16 protein-coding genes are annotated in these 17214 nt (G+C 64.1%); 6 read left to right on the forward strand and 10 right to left on the reverse strand.

Annotated features, from left to right (window positions below; genetic code table 11):
- Positions 1 to 115 precede the first annotated feature (115 nt).
- The 4 genes from era to FYJ28_RS02415 are packed head-to-tail and all read right to left on the reverse strand — an operon-like array spanning position 116 to position 3873.
- Positions 116 to 1045, reverse strand: a complete 930-nt coding sequence (era, locus tag FYJ28_RS02400) for a GTPase Era (RefSeq protein WP_154578124.1) — start codon at positions 1043 to 1045, stop codon at positions 116 to 118.
- Complete coding sequence (locus FYJ28_RS02405) at positions 1038 to 2345, reverse strand: hemolysin family protein (protein ID WP_404322202.1); 1308 nt, start codon at positions 2343 to 2345, stop codon at positions 1038 to 1040. Before FYJ28_RS02405 ends, era begins: the two co-directional genes overlap by 8 nt.
- A gap of 20 nt (positions 2346 to 2365) precedes the next feature.
- Positions 2366 to 2839, reverse strand: a complete 474-nt coding sequence (ybeY, locus tag FYJ28_RS02410) for an rRNA maturation RNase YbeY (RefSeq protein ID WP_055241032.1) — start codon at positions 2837 to 2839, stop codon at positions 2366 to 2368.
- On the reverse strand, positions 2836 to 3873 hold the full coding sequence (locus tag FYJ28_RS02415) for a PhoH family protein (RefSeq protein WP_229780107.1): 1038 nt from the start codon (positions 3871 to 3873) through the stop codon (positions 2836 to 2838). The genes ybeY and FYJ28_RS02415 overlap by 4 nt, the downstream gene beginning before the upstream one ends.
- A 407-nt stretch (positions 3874 to 4280) precedes the next feature.
- On the opposite strand from FYJ28_RS02415, the gene FYJ28_RS02420 reads away from it, so the two are divergent.
- Positions 4281 to 5201, forward strand: coding sequence for a GerMN domain-containing protein (locus FYJ28_RS02420; protein ID WP_055241030.1), 921 nt, complete (start codon positions 4281 to 4283; stop codon positions 5199 to 5201).
- A 15-nt stretch (positions 5202 to 5216) separates the two neighbouring features.
- On the opposite strand, the gene FYJ28_RS02425 is transcribed toward FYJ28_RS02420, so the two are convergent.
- The 3 genes from FYJ28_RS02425 to hrcA form a co-directional block, all read right to left on the reverse strand.
- On the reverse strand, positions 5217 to 5993 hold the full coding sequence (locus FYJ28_RS02425; RefSeq protein ID WP_055241029.1) for a 16S rRNA (uracil(1498)-N(3))-methyltransferase: 777 nt from the start codon (positions 5991 to 5993) through the stop codon (positions 5217 to 5219).
- Between the two features lie 15 nt (positions 5994 to 6008).
- The gene (dnaJ, locus tag FYJ28_RS02430; RefSeq protein ID WP_326831453.1) at positions 6009 to 7148 is read right to left on the reverse strand and encodes a molecular chaperone DnaJ; all 1140 of its coding nucleotides are present in this window, start codon (positions 7146 to 7148) and stop codon (positions 6009 to 6011) included.
- A 91-nt stretch (positions 7149 to 7239) separates the two neighbouring features.
- A complete protein-coding gene (hrcA, locus tag FYJ28_RS02435; protein WP_055241027.1) occupies positions 7240 to 8253 on the reverse strand; it encodes a heat-inducible transcriptional repressor HrcA in 1014 nt (337 codons plus the stop codon).
- A 164-nt stretch (positions 8254 to 8417) separates the two neighbouring features.
- Between hrcA and FYJ28_RS02440 the strand changes: the two genes are divergently transcribed.
- Complete coding sequence (locus FYJ28_RS02440) at positions 8418 to 9260, forward strand: DUF3097 domain-containing protein (protein WP_154578129.1); 843 nt, start codon at positions 8418 to 8420, stop codon at positions 9258 to 9260.
- Positions 9261 to 9400: 140 nt separating this feature from the next.
- On the forward strand, positions 9401 to 9826 hold the full coding sequence (locus tag FYJ28_RS02445; RefSeq protein WP_326831454.1) for a DUF4870 domain-containing protein: 426 nt from the start codon (positions 9401 to 9403) through the stop codon (positions 9824 to 9826).
- Positions 9827 to 9869: 43 nt separating this feature from the next.
- On the opposite strand, the gene hemW is transcribed toward FYJ28_RS02445, so the two are convergent.
- Together hemW and lepA are read right to left on the reverse strand one after the other, a co-directional pair.
- Positions 9870 to 11099, reverse strand: coding sequence for a radical SAM family heme chaperone HemW (gene hemW, locus FYJ28_RS02450; RefSeq protein ID WP_326831455.1), 1230 nt, complete (start codon positions 11097 to 11099; stop codon positions 9870 to 9872).
- Positions 11096 to 12949, reverse strand: a complete 1854-nt coding sequence (gene lepA, locus FYJ28_RS02455; protein WP_055241023.1) for a translation elongation factor 4 — start codon at positions 12947 to 12949, stop codon at positions 11096 to 11098. Before lepA ends, hemW begins: the two co-directional genes overlap by 4 nt.
- Positions 12950 to 13276: 327 nt before the next feature.
- On the opposite strand from lepA, the gene FYJ28_RS02460 reads away from it, so the two are divergent.
- Together FYJ28_RS02460 and rpsT are read left to right on the forward strand one after the other, a co-directional pair.
- The gene (locus FYJ28_RS02460) at positions 13277 to 13771 is read left to right on the forward strand and encodes a type II toxin-antitoxin system PemK/MazF family toxin (RefSeq protein WP_229780109.1); all 495 of its coding nucleotides are present in this window, start codon (positions 13277 to 13279) and stop codon (positions 13769 to 13771) included.
- A 218-nt stretch (positions 13772 to 13989) separates the two neighbouring features.
- On the forward strand, positions 13990 to 14250 hold the full coding sequence (rpsT, locus tag FYJ28_RS02465; RefSeq protein WP_055241021.1) for a 30S ribosomal protein S20: 261 nt from the start codon (positions 13990 to 13992) through the stop codon (positions 14248 to 14250).
- 384 nt (positions 14251 to 14634) lie between these two features.
- On the opposite strand, the gene holA is transcribed toward rpsT, so the two are convergent.
- Positions 14635 to 15642 (reverse strand): DNA polymerase III subunit delta, encoded by a 1008-nt coding sequence (gene holA / locus FYJ28_RS02470; protein ID WP_326831456.1) that lies wholly within the window; start codon positions 15640 to 15642, stop codon positions 14635 to 14637.
- 243 nt (positions 15643 to 15885) lie between these two features.
- Here holA and FYJ28_RS02475 point away from each other — a divergent pair, with 243 nt between their 5' ends.
- Positions 15886 to 17208: a TetR/AcrR family transcriptional regulator gene (locus tag FYJ28_RS02475; RefSeq protein WP_154578130.1), complete on the forward strand. Its 1323-nt coding sequence runs from the start codon at positions 15886 to 15888 to the stop codon at positions 17206 to 17208.
- Positions 17209 to 17214 lie beyond the last annotated feature (6 nt).

A 17214-nucleotide genomic window follows, 5' to 3' on the forward strand; every position in this document is an offset into this window, starting at 1 on the left:
AGCCGGTCCCTCCCATGGATCAGTGAATTATGGCTCGCGAAAATTGGATGTACAAAGTGTACGGGCTGCGTCTGGGAAGATGCTCTGGACCCGCTGCGGACGATTTCCCGTCCGGTTAGAAGCCCAGCTTGACCAGCTGCTTGGGGTCGCGCTGCCAGTCCTTGGCAATCTTGACGTGCAGGTCCAGGTAAACCCTGGTCCCAAGCAGTGCCTCGATCCCCCGGCGGGCGTTGGTTCCCACTTCGCGCAGGCGGGAACCGCCCCGCCCTATGATAATCGCTTTCTGCGAGGGGCGCTCAACATAGAGATTCACACGGACATCCAGCAGCGGGTTCTCCTCGCTGCGCCCTTCGCGCGGGATGATTTCCTCGACAACCACGGCAAGGGAGTGCGGAAGCTCGTCCCGGACGCCTTCCAGGGCGGCCTCACGGACCAGCTCAGCAACCATAACCGCCTCGGGCTCGTCGGTGAGTTCACCGTCCGGATACAACGGCGGTGAGGCAGGCATGTGGGAGGCCAGAACGTCCGCAACGGTGTCCACCTGGAACCCGTCTGCGGCCGAAACCGGAACGACGTCGGCCCATCCGGCCTCGCCCATGACTTCGGTTCCCAGCGCTGTTACCGACATAAGCTGCTTTGCCAGGGCTGCCCGGTCCACCAGGTCGGTCTTGGTCACCAGGGCAACAATCGGCTTCCCCCTCACGGCGGCGAGCTGATTTGCAATGTACCGGTCGCCCGGACCAACCGCTTCGTTGGCCGGCAGGCAGAAACCAATGGCGTCCACCTCGGCCAGGGTGTCAGCCACAAGGTCATTCAGGCGCTGTCCCAGGAGGGTGCGCGGACGGTGCAGCCCCGGGGTATCCACGAGGATGAGCTGGGAGTCGTCCCGGTGCACGATTCCGCGGATGGTGTGCCGGGTGGTCTGCGGCTTTGCTGAGGTGATGGCCACTTTTTGGCCAACGAGGGCATTCGTCAGTGTGGACTTACCGGCGTTTGGCCGGCCCACCAGGGACACGAATCCGGCACGGAACGTGGGTTCAGTCATTTCGGGGTACCAATTCTGTTGTTTTCGGGCGGTCCTGCTGGGCCGCTGCTGTAGTTTGTTCGTCGCCGTCCTGGGGCTGCCGCCAGGCCAGGACATGGGAAACACGGTTACGCCGCCCCTCCAGCCTTTCGGCGTGAAGGACGATCGACTCCACGGCCACCTCGCTGCCCACGATGGGCACACGGCCCAGCGCCTTGGCCAGCAGGCCGCCCACGGTGTCTACCTCGTCGTCTTCCAGGCTGACGTCGAACAGCTCCCCGAGATCATCGATCCCGGCCTTGGAACTGATTCTGTAGCGGCCGTCGCCCAGGTCTTCGATCTCCGGACGCTCGGAGTCGTATTCGTCAACAATCTCGCCGACGATCTCTTCGATCAGGTCTTCAAGGGTGACCAGTCCCGCCGTGCCGCCGTATTCGTCAATCACGACCGCAACATGCGTGGACTCGCGCTGCAGTTCCTGCAGCAGCTCCCCTACCGCCTTTGATTCGGGGACGTAGCGCACGGGTCGGCAGAAGCCGTCAACAGCCTGGGTCCCGGCTTCCGGAGACCTGCCGTGCATCTGGGCTGCGACGTCCTTCAGGTAGAGAATGCCGACAATCTGGTCGGCACTGTCCTCGATTACCGGCACCCGTGAATAGCCCGACCTCAGGAAGAGGGACATTGCCTGGCGGAGTGTGGATCCGGAGTCGATGCAGACCATGTCTGTCCGGGGAACCATGACCGAACGGACCTTGGTGTCCCCCAGCTCGAACACCGAATGGATCAGCTCCGCCTCAGTGTTCTCGATCATGTCTGCCTCTGAGGCGCGGTCCAGCAGTTCGCGGAACTCCTCTTCGGTGAAGAAGGCTGCGTCCGGTCCCTGGGTGCCTGGAGCCACGGCAGAGCCGATCTTCACCAGCCATCCCGGGATGGGGCCGAGGATGATGCGGAGCACGCTCACCAGACCGGCAGTCAGGACCACGACGCCGGTGACGTGCCGGCGTCCGATCTGCCGCGGAGAGACTCCTACCAGGACGAAGCCCACCGCCGCCATCGTGACGGTTGCCAGGAGGCCTGCTAGCCAGAGGTTTTCAACGACCAGCTGGAAGGCGATGGCAACGGAGACCGCCGTCGCCATTTCAAACCAGACACGCCAGAACCGAAGCGCGTGCATGTGCGCCACAGGGTGCTGGAGGATCCTCTTCAGCGGCTTGCCGGCGCGGCCGGTCAGCAGCGCTTCTGCTTCGTGTCGCGGAAGGTAGCCGTAGGCTGCCTCTGCGGCGGTAAGGAGTCCGGCCAGCACCACGAAGGCGATGGCCATGACCACTAGGACGCCTACGCTCAACTGCGCGTCTCCTTCGGGGCTTCCTTGCCCGTGTAGTCGGAGAGCAGCCGCCGCTGAAGCCCGAACATCTCGGCTTCTTCCTCCGGTTCGGCATGGTCATAACCAAGCAGGTGGAGCACCCCGTGGGTGGTCAGCAGGAGCAGCTCGTCTTCGAGCCCGTGTCCTGCGGCCTCAGCCTGGCGCGCCGCGACCTGCGGGCAGAGCACAATGTCACCCAGGACTCCGGCGGGCGTTGGCCTGCCGGGCGATCCGGGACGCAGTTCATCCATCGGGAAGGACAGGACGTCCGTAGGCCCGGGCAGGTCCATCCATTCGATATGCAGTTTCTCGATGGCGTCTTCGTCCACGAGGATGATGGACAGCTCGGCTTCCGGATGCACGTACATGGCATCGAGCAGGAACCGGCCCAGCCGGGCAAGCGCCTCCTCGTCCGCCGGTACGGCTGACTCGTTGTTGACTTCGATGCTCATCGTTTCTTCTCCTGCCCGGCACTGCGGGAACCGGTGCGGGAACGGCGTTCTTCATCCCATTCGCTGTATGCGGTCACAATGTCGCTGACCAGGCGGTGGCGGACCACGTCCGTGGCCGTCAGCTCCGAGAAGTGCACATCCTCGATTCCGTCAAGGATTTCGTGGACGATCCGCAGCCCTGACGTTGTGCTTCCCGGCAGATCGACCTGCGTGACATCGCCGGTCACCACCATCTTCGAGCCGAACCCGAGCCTGGTGAGGAACATCTTCATCTGTTCCGGCGTCGTGTTCTGGGCCTCGTCCAGGATGATGAACGCATCATTGAGCGTGCGTCCGCGCATGTATGCCAGCGGTGCCACTTCAATGGTCCCGGCAGCCATCAGGCGGGGAATCGATTCCGGATCCATCATGTCGTGGAGCGCATCGTAGAGCGGCCGAAGGTACGGGTCGATCTTGTCGTTGAGCGTGCCGGGCAGGAAGCCCAGGCGCTCACCGGCTTCCACAGCAGGACGCGTCAGGATAATCCGGTTGACTTCCTTCTGCTGCAGGGACTGCACTGCCTTAGCCATGGCCAGGTACGTCTTGCCGGTGCCGGCCGGCCCAATACCAAAGACGACGGTGTTGCGGTCGATCGCATCAACGTAGTTCTTCTGATTCAGGGTCTTGGGACGGATCGTGCGCCCGCGGGTCGAGAGGATGTTCTGCGTCAGCACCTCAGCCGGCCGTTCAGCACTCTGGTCGCGCAGCATGGTGATGAGCTGCTCAAGGACCTGAGGCGTCACCCGGGTCTGGTGCCGGGCAAGAACGCGGACTTCATTGACCAGGCGGACGGTGCGTTCCACTTCGGAGGCCGGGCCGGAAACGGAGAGTTCGTTGCCGCGGACATGGAGATTAACCTCCGGGAAGGAGGTCTCGATGATTTTCAGGGCCTCGTCGTTGGCCCCCAGTGACTGGACCATATGCTCAGTTGAGTCAAAGACGATCGTCTGCTGGTCCTCGCGGATGGTGCCGATTCCTGCTGAAGTTTCGGTCATATATGCGGCCCCTCGGCCTCTCATCGCCCCTTTTGGAAGACTGGATTCATATTTGGCTGCGCCTGGCCCTCGGGGGCCTTCGGTAAACAGTGTGCACAGCCTACTTAATTCTACCGGATCGGCACGTCTGTGCGCCGGACTTCTTCGCTGCAGGCGCATATCCGGACTGCGGCCGCCCCTGCAGGAACGGGCTGTGTGACGTGTATTACAGCGTATGTCTCGGCTTGGCATCGTCTGGGTCTCAATCAGGTTTCAGTCCCGGCACAGAACCATCAAGTCCCGGTTTTGGGTTGTTCCGCTGTGCCAAGCTGGATGGCATGCTCCGGACGGGAACCGCCCCGCCGGTTCCCCCACGCACCGTCTGCGTCTCCGGACACCAGGCACCAGTAACGGAAGGCAGGACAGCCATGACCAGGCAGCAGAATCGCCGCTCAGGCCGCACCCGCCTTTTCCTGGCGGCGGCCGCGGCACCGCTTTTGCTCGGCTCCTGCGGCGTGGTGGCTGAACTGCCCACCACCAGCATGCCCAGTTCTTTCGGTGCAGCTTCGGCGACGGAAGACCATCCAATGGCGGTATCGGCACCGGCAGAGGAGACAGCGTCCAAGGTGGTTATGCCGGTGTACTGGCTCGGCCTCAACGGTTCTGACGTCCAGCTCTACCGGGAATTCCTGCCCTCCGAAAACACCGGTGACCCGATCGGCGAGGCCGTGCACGCCATGACGGCAGCTACTCCCCGTGACGCTGACTACTTCACGCCGTGGGCGGCGGCATCAAAGGTTACTGCTTCGATTTCCAGCAAGAACGTCATCACCGTGGATATCACCTCTGATGCGTTCAAGCCTTCGCTGGATGCCGGCATGGCTCACCGCGCCGTGCAGCAGCTGGTGTACACGGCCACTGCTGCTGCAGCCAACGCGGGCCTGACCGCCGCCGGATACAACACCAGCGTTGTGGTGCTGGTGGACGGCAAGGCGGGCTACCAGGCTTTTGGCCACGAAGACCTTGAACCGGCCCTGGAGCGGGACAAAACACTCCCGGCGCCGATCTGGATTATCAGCCCCCAGGAGGGTGACGGCGCGGAAACGTCCGTCACGGTCAGCGGCTCCGCGGTGGCGCGCGATGAACAGCTGTCCTGGAGCGTGGACCGGGTCCTCAACGGACGTCCGGAATCCCAGCCCCTGAAGTCCGGTAACATCCAGCTCGACGCGGAAGCCGGTGAGACGGCAATGTTTGAGGTGGTTGTTGAACTCGAACCCGGGGAATACAACCTGCGGGTCTTCCACGGCAAGGGATCGAACGAAGATTCCAAGCGGATTACGGTCTACTAAACCGGCGGGCGGGACCTATTCCCAGCGTCCCAGCAAATGGTTCAGCAGCACGAGCGCGGCCGGTCCTGCGCTTGAAGAACGCAGGACGTGCGGTCCAAGCCGAACCGCTACTGCTCCTGCTGCACGCAGCTCCTGAAGTTCAGCGGGGCTGATGCCCCCTTCCGGTCCCACAACAACGGCGACGGAGCGGACGCGTGCCGCCGGCAAATCATCTCCGCTGCCGGGAGTTTCCAGCGCCAGGGACAGGGGCATGTCTGCCTCTTCGTGCAGGACCAGGACAAGGTCCATTCCTGCCAGGCGGGCGGCCAGGGACTTGCTGTCCGCGGTGTCCAGCACCCGGGGAATCCGGGACCTGCGGGACTGCTTGGCCGCCGAGGTGACTACGGCACGCCATTTTGCCTGGCCTTTGGCAGCCTTTTCCGCCCGCCAGCGGACGATACTGCGTTCAGACTGCCACGGAAGGACTGCATCCACTCCGAGTTCGGTTGCGGCTTCGATGGCCTGTTCATCCCGGTCGCCCTTGGCCAGAGCCTGCACGAGCGTGAACTCATACTGCGGCTCGGGTTCTGACTCCGCTTCATGGACATCGATTTCCAGCAGGGCAGGATCTGCCGACCGTACTGTCCCCCGCAGCCTCCGCCCGGCGCCGTCGACTATGTCAACGTCCTCACCCGGGGAGAGTCTCTTGACTGCAACCGCATGCCGCGCCTCCGGACCAGTCAGCGCAAAGACGCTTCCCGGTCCGGACGCTGCCACAAGTTCGGGATCGCCGAAGAAGATCGGATTGGTCATGTGAGGCGCCGATGCCTAGTGGTTGCCCAGGCGGTCGCGCAGCTTCGCGAAGACTCCGGCGCTGTTGCCTCCGGACACCCGGCCCTCGGCAAACTGTTCCCCGCGGAGTTCGGCAAGGCGCCGCAGCAGCTCTTCCTGCGCTGAATCCAGCTTTTGCGGGGTTTCGACCTGGACGTGCACCAGGAGATCGCCGCGGCCGTAGCCCCGAAGGTGCGTCACGCCGAGCCCCTTGAGGGTAGTGACTTCACCGGACTGGGTCCCGGCCTTGATATTGATCTCGCGTTCGCCGTCGAAGGTTTCCATAGTGATGACCGTGCCCAGGGCAGCGGCTGTCATGGGCACCGTCAGGGTGGCGTGGAGGTCATCGCCGTCGCGCATGAATACCGGATCAGCGTTGACACGGATCTCAACGTACAGATCACCCTGGGGTCCGCCGGCGGTGCCGGCTTCACCCTGGCCGCTGAGCTGGATGCGGGTTCCGGTGGCGACACCGGCGGGAACCTTGATGGTCAGGGTGCGGCGGCTGCGGACGCGTCCTTCACCCGCACACTCATGGCAGGGGTCCGGAATGACCGTGCCGAAGCCCTGGCAGGAACCGCAGGGTGCGGTGGTCATGACCTGGCCCAGGATCGAGCGCACGGCACGCTGAACCTGTCCGCTGCCGTGGCAGATGTCGCAGGTGCGCGGCGAGGTTCCGGGCTGGCAGCAGGAGCCTTCGCAGGTGGGGCAGAGCACGGCAGTCTCGACGTCGATCTTCTTGTTGGTGCCGAAGACGGCATCCTTCAGGTCGATGCGTACGTTGATCAGGGCGTCCTGGCCCCGCCGGGTACGCGAGGCCGGTCCGCGCCCGCCGCCGGGCGCTCCTCCGCCGAAGAAGGTGTCGAAGATGTCCTGGAACCCGAATCCCTGGCCGCTGAAGCCGCCTCCGAAACCGTTGTCCGTGCCGTTTTCCTGGCCGGTGGTGTCGTAGACGCGCCGCTTCTGCGGGTCCGAGAGAACCTCGTAGGCGTGGGTAACAGCCTTGAATTCGTCCGCGGCGCCGGGAGCGGTATTCACATCCGGGTGCAGCTTGCGGGCAAGCTTGCGGTAGGCCTTCTTGATTTCTTCGCCGGTGGCATCCCGGCTCACGCCGAGTACCTGGTAGTGATCACTCACTCGTGCACATCGCTTCCTGTGTTGCGTGCCCCGCCTGGCGGGTTCTCTAGTCATGCAGGCAGCGCCCGGAGGGGCTGCCGGTCTCTGGGGGTCAGGTGTTCAGGACCCGGGAAAGGTAGCGGGCAACGGCTCGAACCGCCGCCATGGTGTTGGGATAGTCCATCCGGGTGGGACCGAGGATTCCTACCATAGCGGAAGCGTCCGGCCCGTACCCAGTAGCTACAACGGATGCCTCGGACAGGGAGCCATAGGGATTCTCTGAGCCAATCCGCACCGAAACGCCCCTGGCATCCTGTTCCATCTCGGACAGCAGACGAAGCATAACCACCTGCTCCTCCAGTGCTTCCAGGATGGGCCCGATTGTCAGCGGGAAGTCACCGGTGGCCCGGGCCAGGTTGGCTGTGCCGGCCATGACCATCCGGTCTTCCCTGTTGATTCCGGCAAGCTGTTCCAGGCTTTGCCCAAGCGCCTGGGCAACTCCGCGCAGCTGCACCGGAACGGTGGCCACTGCATCCGTGAGGTGGGAGGTGATCCTGGTGAGGGTGGTTCCCGCCAGTGCCTGCAGGAAATGCTGACGAAGTTCGTGCAGCGCCTGTTCCGTCACCGGCCCCGGCACGGTGATCACCCGCTGCTCTACCCGTCCGGTTGTAGAGATCAGGACCACGAGCACCTGGGCAGGCGCCAGCAGCACAAATTCAATGTGCCGTACCTTGGCGTTCCCCAGGTGCGGATACTGCACGACTGCCACCTGGTTGGTCAGCTGCGAGAGCAGGCGCACCGTCCGGTCAAGGATGTCGTCAATGTCCTCTGCGCCTTCGAGCAGGGTTTGGATGGCCCGCCGCTCGGCAGCCGACAGCGGCTTCAGGTCCGAGAGCTGGTCGACGAACAGCCGGTAGCCCTTATCGGTGGGGATTCGCCCGGCGGATGTGTGCGGAGCAACGATCAGGCCCTCTTCTTCGAGGACAGCCATGTCATTGCGGATTGTGGCAGAGGAGACACCAAGGTGGTGCCGTTCCACCAGGGCCTTGGAACCCACGGGTTCCCGGGAATGCACGTAGTCTTCAACAATGGCCCGGAGCACCTCGAGCCGGCGTGGTTCGCTCATGGTTTTCCCTCCCTCGCTGACTGACTCCCGTTCCGAGTTGCTGGCTTAGCACTCGGCATACCTAAGTGCTAAGTCTAATACCTTCCGCTGCCGTTGTTAGCATTGAATCTTCCGTGCCTGCACCCAGCGCAGGTGCTCCTCCCCGTCTCCAGGAACGAGGTTTTATGCCCAGCTACCAGTGGGGGCCGCAGGACATTTCCGCTCCGGCCCGAAAGGCACTGCGGCAGGTCGGCGCCGAGAAGGGCCTGGTTCTCGAGGAGGTCCAAACCGGGTGGGTAGGTGCGGTCATCCGTACGGAGAAGTCCGGCGGAATGCATGTGGTTGTTCTCGAGGACGCCCGCGGACGCACCCGCTCCTTTGAACTCGGCTTCGGTTTCCTCCTCGAAGGGGAACCCGTGGAAGTTGTTCCCCCGCTCAAGGCCGCCGCTCCTGCCGCACGGCGTACCGCTTCGGGATCGGTCGCCGTCGAAGATGTACGTGCCCGCACGGCCAGGGCATCCAGGATCTGGGTGGAAGGCAAGCACGACGCCGAACTGGTGGAGAAGGTCTGGGGAGATGACCTTCGGATCGAAGGCATCGTCGTCGAGCCCCTCCACGGCGTGGACGATCTTGCTTCGGTGGTGCGGGACTTCTCCCCCGGACCCGGCAGGCGCCTGGGCATCCTGGTGGATCACCTGGTTGCGGGATCCAAGGAATCAAGGATTGCGGCAGAAGCCATGAAGGTGCCCGGCGCCGCGGGGAACGTACTTATTGTCGGCCACCCATATGTCGACGTGTGGCAGGCCATCAAGCCGGACGTCATCGGCCTGCGGGCCTGGCCGGTAGTACCGCGCCATGAAGACTGGAAGACCGGGATCCTGAAGGGACTTGGCTGGCCGCACCGCGACCACACCGACGTCGCCCTGGGCTGGAAGAAGCTGCTTGGTTCCGTCCGGACCTACGCGGACCTGGAGCCTGCCCTGCTGGGACGTGTGGAAGAGGTCATCGACTTCCTGACCGTGCCCTGATCCGTCCGTAGCCGGGCGGTTCCCGCGCGGCGCGCAGGAACCGCCAGTGCCCGTTCCCGCGCCGGAACCCAGTACCCTTGTCTAACAACAGGTTCCCGCGGGGGCAGCCCTGCGTCATCTGAGAGTCAAAGGAATAAACCGTGTCCAACCCACGCCCGAACCATCCGCAACCGGAAAACAACGGTTCACCGGCGCGCCCGGACTACCAGGGCGCACCGGCAAACGCCCTCCCGCTGACAGCCTCGGAAGACCGGCAGTGGGCAACACTGTCGCACTTCGGCGGCATCCTCGGCTTCGTTCCTTCGCTCATCATTTACCTGGTGTTCCGCGACCGCGGGCCGTTCACTGCACAGGAATCCAAGGAAGCGCTGAACTTCACACTGCCTCCCACCATCCTGGCGCTGGTGGCCTGGCTGCTTTCCTTTATCCCCGTAGCGGGTGGCTACTTCGCCATCCTCAACGCGCTGATCTGGATTGCCGTTGCCGTCTTCTCCGTCATAGCCGGAATTGAATGCAACCGGGGCCGCCCGTACCGCTACCGGTTCAACCTGCGCCGGATCCGTTAGGCAGCCGGGAACCCGCTGCCGCTGCAAAAGCGCCGGGGTTTCCCTAGGGCAGCAGCCGGCGCACCACAGCGTCGGCCAGGAGCCTGCCCTTCAGGGTGAGCAGTACCGTGCCCGCCATGGCTGCGCGGGGCTCCACCAGACCGTCGGCGATCAGTCCGGCAATCTCGTGCCGTCCCTCCGGCCGCAGCACCTCACGTGGCAGGCCTTCGGCCAGCCGGGTGCGCAGCATAACGTCTTCGAGGTAGCGGGTATCCGCATCCAGGGTTTCGCGCCCGACGGCGGGCGACTCCCCCGCAGCAATCCGGCCGGCGTAGGCCGAGGGATGCTTTGCATTCCACCAGCGGACTCCGCCCACGTGCGAGTGTGCCCCGGGGCCGATGCCCCACCAGTCATCACTGCGCCAGTAGGCGAGATTGTGCCGGCAGGCATCCTGCGGTGTGCGAGCCCAGTTGCTGACCTCGTACCAGTGCAGCCCGGCCGCGGCGAAGAGCTCCTCCGCCAGCAGGTATTTGTCCGCGTGGTCGTCGTCGTCAATCGGCGGGACCTCGCCGCGGCGCATGCGCGCGGCCAGCTTCGTGCCTTCTTCGACGATCAGGGCGTAGGCCGAGATATGGTCCGGCTCGTAGCTCAGGGCTTCTTCGACCGAGTGCTTCCAGTCAGCCAGTGACTCCCCCGGCGTGCCGTAGATCAGGTCCACGCTCACCTTCAGGCCGGCGTCGCGCGCCCACTGCACGGCCTGCGGAACGCGGGACGGCGTATGGGTGCGGTCCAGCACGGCAAGCACATGGGGCACAGCTGACTGCATCCCGAAGGACACCCGGGTAAACCCGGCGTCGGCCAGCAGCTGCAGGGACTCGGGCGTCACGGAATCGGGATTGGCTTCCGTGCTGACTTCAGCCCCGGGCGCCAGGCCCCACTGCTCGACGGCGGTGCCGAGGATGGCGGCCAGGTCTTCAGCGGGAAGCAGGGTTGGGGTGCCGCCGCCGAAGAACACAGTTTCGATCCGGCGTTCCGGGATTCCCGACGCCGCCAGCGCCTTGGCGGCAAAGCGGACCTCCTGCTGTGCAGTCGCTGCATAGGCGTCCTGGGAGGCACCTCCGCCGAGTTCAGTGGCGGTGTAGGTGTTGAAGTCGCAGTAGCCGCAGCGAACGGCGCAGAACGGAATATGGACGTAGAGTCCGAATTTCCGTTCTGCAGCCGCGGCTGCTGCGTCGGGCGGAAGGAGTCCGTCCTTTGGCGCGGGATCCCCGAGGGGCAGAGCGCTGGGTGTCACTTCTTGGATTTGTCCTTGGACTCGTCGGATGACAGGGCGGCCACGAAGGCTTCCTGCGGAACTTCCACGCGGCCAACCATCTTCATGCGCTTCTTGCCTTCCTTCTGCTTCTCCAGCAGCTTGCGCTTACGGCTGATGTCGCCGCCGTAGCACTTGGCAAGCACGTCCTTGCGGATCGCGCGGATGGATTCGCGGGCAATGATGCGCGAACCGATGGCAGCCTGGATCGGGACCTCAAACTGCTGCCTCGGGATGAGTTCACGCAGTTTGCCGGTCATCATGACGCCGTAGGAGTACGCCTTGTCCTTGTGGGTGATTGAGCTGAACGCATCAACCTGCTCGCCCTGGAGGAGGATGTCCACCTTGACCAGGTCGGCAACCTGCTCGCCGTCGGCCTTCCAGTCCAGGGAGGCGTAGCCGCGTGTCTTGGACTTGAGGACGTCGAAAAAGTCGAAAACGATCTCGGCCAGCGGCAGGCGGTACCGGATTTCCACCCGGTCTTCGGAGAGATAGTCCATGCCGCCCAGGACGCCGCGGCGGGACTGGCACAGCTCCATGATCGCGCCGACGAATTCGCTCGGCGCCAGGATGGTGGCCGCAACCATCGGTTCGCGGACCTCTTTGATCTTGCCCTCGGGGTACTCGCTGGGGTTGGTGACCGTGACTACCTTGTTGTCCTCGAGCGTCACCTCGTACTCCACGTTCGGGGCAGTGGAGATCAGGTCCAGGTTGTACTCGCGCTCGAGCCGCTCCCGGGTAATTTCAAGGTGCAGCAGGCCCAGGAAGCCAACGCGGAAACCGAAGCCCAGCGCCGCGGACGTCTCGGGTTCGTACACCAGCGCGGCGTCATTGAGCATCAGCTTTTCCAGCGCGTCACGCAGCACCGGATAATCCGCGCCGTCGATGGGGTACAGGCCGGAGAAAACCATGGGCTTGGGATCGGCATAGCCGGGAAGCGATTCAGCTGCCGGCTTGTTCAGGTTGGTGACGGTGTCGCCCACCTTGGAGAGCCGCACGTCCTTCACACCGGTGATCAGGTAGCCCACCTCGCCGACGCCCAGTCCCTTGGACGGGGTGGGTTCGGGAGAGCTGACGCCGATTTCCAGCAGTTCGTGGCTGGCACGGGTGGACATCATCTGGATGCGTTCGCGGGGCGACAGCGAACCGTCGATTACGCGTACGTAGGTGACCACGCCGCGGTAGGTGTCGTACACCGAGTCGAAGATCATCGCGCGTGCCGGGGCGTCCGGGTCACCTACGGGCGCGGGAATGTCGCGGACAATCTTGTCCAGCAGGGCTTCGACGCCCACACCGGTCTTGCCGGAGACCTTCAGTACGTCCTCCGGATCCCCGCCGATCAGCTTCGCCAGTTCCTCGGCGTACTTCTCCGGCTGCGCTGCCGGCAGGTCGATCTTGTTCAGGACCGGAATGATGGTCAGGTCGTTTTCCATCGCCAGGTACAGGTTCGCAAGTGTCTGGGCCTCGATGCCCTGCGCTGCGTCCACCAGGAGGATGGCACCTTCGCACGCGGCCAGCGAACGGGACACCTCATAGGTGAAGTCCACGTGGCCCGGGGTATCGATCATGTTCAGCGCGTAGGACTCGCCGTCGACTTCCCACGGCATGCGCACGGCCTGCGACTTGATGGTGATGCCGCGTTCGCGCTCGATGTCCATGCGGTCCAGGTACTGGGCCTTCATGTTCCGGTGCTCAACCACACCGGTCGACTGAAGCATGCGGTCGGCCAGGGTGGACTTGCCATGGTCGATGTGGGCGATGATGCAGAAATTCCGAATGATCGCCGGATCCGTCGCGGCAGGCACCGGTGAGAAGCGGGCCAGAGGTGACACTGTGGCGGTTCCTTTACTGTTTGCATGGCTTCGGCACCGTCCCGGGTGCGTGTTTGCACCGGATGCGCCGCTCGCACGCAGGGATTGTACGAAGTGGGAGTGGTTTCTAAGTTAACAGTCTCCCACGTTTACCCCGCCGGACCCGAACTGTTTGCAGATGCCGGGCCGTCCCTGCCTGCGGGACGAGACACCTAGGATGGCGGCATGGCTTTTTCTTCCCGTAATCTTTTCGGCCTGGCCCGCACCGCACTGCGTATTGCGCGGCAGCTGGCGCCTGGGCCTGCACGGACGCCTCGAACCGGGGGCCAGGGCAGTGATACCGCTGGTATGGCCTCTCGGAATGGCTCCGGGAAGCGCCCGGCTGCTTCACCCCGCCCCTCTGCGCCTTCGCCCGCTTCCGCCCCTTCCGCCCCTTCCGCCTCCGCCGGCCGGTACGCCGGGGATTACACCGGACGCGTCGACCCGGTCTATGCACCCAAACCGGATGGAGCTCCCGATCCGGGTGAAGTGGTCTGGGCATGGGTGCCCTACGAGGACGACCCTGCGCAGGGCAAAGACCGTCCGGTGCTGCTGATCGGCCGCAGCGGCACCAGGCTTCTGGGTCTTATGCTCACGTCCCGGGACCGGAACAACTCAGGCGTGTCGGATCCGGACTACATTGATATAGGAACCGGAGCATGGGACAGCAAGGGCCGGCCCAGCGAAGTAAAGCTGAACCGGATCCTTACCCTGGAGCCCTCAGCCATCCGCAGGCAGGGCGCAGTTGTTGACCGAGAGGTCTTCAACCGGGTCGCGAAGAGCCTCTCAGCGCGGCGCCGGTAAACCGGGCCAGCTGAAGCCGGCGCGGGTCGGCCACTCCCCTGTTCCGTGCCGGGTTCCACACCGGCGGCGAAGTTCTGCTAACATTTATTGCTGTGTGTCCGCGCAGGTCGACGGGCACTTCAGGCCGGGCGCCATTACGGTATCCCCACGCCGCTCAGTCAATGTCTGGTCTGAAATTCCCTCACCGACCAAGTCCGCAATACAAAGAGAGTTTATAAGTGGCCAATATTAAGTCCCAGAAGAAGCGCATCCTCACCAACGAGAAGGCGCGTCAGCGCAACAACTCGGTGAAGTCCGAGCTGAAGACGCTTATCCGCAACGTGGATAACGCTGTCACCGCTGCTGACAAGGAAGCGGCTCAGGCAGCCCTGCAGGCTGCTACCCGCAAGCTGGACAAGGCTGTCAGCAAGGGCGTTATCCACAAGAACAACGCTGCTAACCGCAAGTCGGCCATCTCCAAGAAGGTCAACGCGCTCTAAGCGGGAGCATCACCCTTAGTTTTACAAAGTACGGCCGGTCCTTCGGGACCGGCCGTTTTTGCATGTTCGGCAGGTGCAGGGCGGCGTGCTCCCCCGGTGTCTGTTGCCGGGTGGCGTCCCGCACCTTGAACGGTCCGGGGTCCTCTTTTTCGGACAGTTTGGGACAGGCCTGCCAGTGTGGGACTTTCCCGCCGCAGCGCCGCGCAGGAATGTCCCTAACCGGCAGTGAAATACACAAGTCGGAGGAAAAAGCCCCATGACCGGCTCAGGAGGGAAGAAAGTCCCGGAGTGCAGGGAATCCGGCTCAACGCGGGGCCCGGAACGGAGGGCCGGTCTTCTGCGCGGGCCCTGGTGCCTGATGGCCTGGTTTAGACAGACCCGGTGCTAGCGGCCGGACGCGGCCAGGGCAATGACCGTTACAGCCCGCTCCACCGCGTACACCGGATCCCGTCCGGCGCCCTTTACCTGGGCATCTGCCTCGGCCAGGACCTGCACGGCTTTGATGAGCGACTCGGAGGTGAAGCGCTGGGCATCACGCCGTGCCTGGTCCACCTGCCACGGCGCCATCCCGAGTTCCTTGGCCAGCGCTCCGGAGGATCCCCTGAGGTCCGCGACTTTGGCCACAGCTCGGACCTTCATTGCCAGTGCTGCAACCAGCGGCACTGGATCCACTCCGGTCGCGAGGGCATGGCGAAGCATGGAAAGTGCGGCGCCTGCGCGGCCCGCAAGTGCTGCGTCGGCCACCTTGAACGCTGTTGCCTCCACCCGGCCGCCGTAGTATTTCTCCACCAGCTCTTCCGTGATCGCGCCGGAAGAATCGTTCATGAGCTGCTGGCAGGCGGCAGCCAGTTCAGCGAGGCTGGAGCCCACCGCGCTGACCAGCGCACGGACAGCCTCGCCGTCGATTCTGCGTTTTGCCGCCTTGAATTCCTGGGAAACGAAGTCGGCCTTGTCGGAGTCCTTCTTGAAGGGCTGGCAGTCGATAACCGGCGCCTTGGCCGCCTTCACGGCGTCGAGCAGCTTCTTTCCGCGGTTTCCGCCCGAATGGTGCAGTACCAAAACTGTGTCCGGGGCCGGATCGGAAAGGTAGGCCAGCGTGTCATTGAGGAACTCCTCGCTCATGTGGGCCAGGTTGCCGGCCTCGATGAGTTTTGCCTCGCCAAACAGCGACGGGCTGGCAATCAGCGTCAGTTCACCTGCGGTGTAGGCCGCCGCGTCAATCCGGATGACCTCGGTGTCCGGCGCCTCGCTCCGCTGCTGAAGGCGGATACTCTCCATCGCCCGTCCGGCGAGGTAGTCTTCGGGCCCGGTCAGCAGCACTACAGGTGCGGGCGCGGCCTGCCGCCAGGAGACGGTACCTGCCGCCTGCTTGGCGGAAGATTTCTTGGGCACGGCCGGATTCACGGATGCACTGCTCCTGGACTGGTATGAGGGGGATCAATCACACCCAACATTGCCACGGTGGACCGCGCCCGCCAACTTCCGCCGTCGTCGTTTTTGCCACATCCACTGCCGGGGCCGGCCATCCCGGGCAGCCCTCCGGTGAACAGTGGCTGCGGCACCGCGGGCAGCGTTTGTCCGCGTCCGCGTCCTGCGGCTAATGTTGCGGAGGCACGCCTAGAGGAGAGTGATTCTGTGGCCGCAGTCGACGGCACCCCTTCCCGCCGCAAACCCTCGCGCCGGCAGCCTCGTTCCGTTGTTGCCCGGGCGGCGATGGACGCAGCACTTGAACACGGCTTTGAGCGGGTCACGGTGGAAATGATCTGTTCCCGGGCTGATATTTCCCGGAGCACGTTCTTCAACCATTTCCCTTCGCGCGACGCAGCGATTCTGGGTAAACCTCTGGACGTGCCGGGACCCGAGGTAACGCACCCGATTCTTTCCAGGCACCCGGAAGACCTGGTGCGTGGCCTGCTTGAAATGCAGGTTCCGGGCCTCGTCACCCGGACGCCGGATTCTGACATTCTGCGGGACCGTACCCGGCTGATTACTGAACAGCCCGCAGCTATGCGGCAGTACTCCGCAGGGCTCATCTCCATCCAGAATAGCCTCACCGACACCGTTGAAGGATGGCTGCGTGCCAATCCTCAGCATGCACGCCTCCCGGGCAAACCCCGGACTGAAGCGGTGCTGACGGTGACCGCAGCCTATGCGGCGATTTATGCCGCCTCGAACGGGTGGACCATTCCGCTGCGTGACCTTGCCGAGCCTCTTTCCGCGTGCCTCACGGCCGCCGATGCCCTGCGGGACATGGTTGGAGTCAATGATCCGTCCCGTCCGGTCAGCCGTCCCGACGTACGGCCGCCCGGATCCGCGGACACTTCTGCCCCGGGTACCGGGCTGAGGGAGCGAAAGCGCCGTGACACGGAAAACCGCATCGAGCTGGCCGCAGCCCGCGGGGCACTGGAGCGCGGCTTCGCAGCCGTCACAGTCGACGAGATCTGCCAAGAAGCAGTCATCTCGCGCAGCACGTTTTTCAATTACTTTCCTTCGCGGGATGCGGCCATCGTCGGCCGGCCGTTGAGAGTACTGCCGCAGGAAACAGCCGAAGAAGTTCTTTCCAGGCACGGCAGAGACACCCCAGCCGGTGCTTTCGCGCTCGTTTTTGCTTCCCTCGGGTACAGCAGCATCAACTCCGAAGTTGCTCGGCTGCGGGCGGAACTATCCCGCAAACAGCCCGCAGCCCGGGACGCAGGAACCACAACCCTGGTTGATGCCGGCACGCAGATCATGGCAACAATCCGGGACTGGCTCGCTGCCAGTCCGCAGTACTCCAGCCTGGGCGACGACCCCGCGTATGAAGCATCCCTGGCATCCAACGCCGCCTATGCCGTGATTTGTGTCATGGAGGACGGCTGGTTGGGCGCGGCCAGCGATGTGCACGCCAGCGCGAACGGCTTTGCCGCAGCCATGACCGATCTGCGAACGGCCCTGGCGCGTCCGGACAGTTCCGCCTGAAGCCGG

The sequence above is a fragment of the Arthrobacter sp. BL-252-APC-1A genome (assembly GCF_009696625.1).
GTDB lineage: Bacteria > Actinomycetota > Actinomycetes > Actinomycetales > Micrococcaceae > Arthrobacter_B.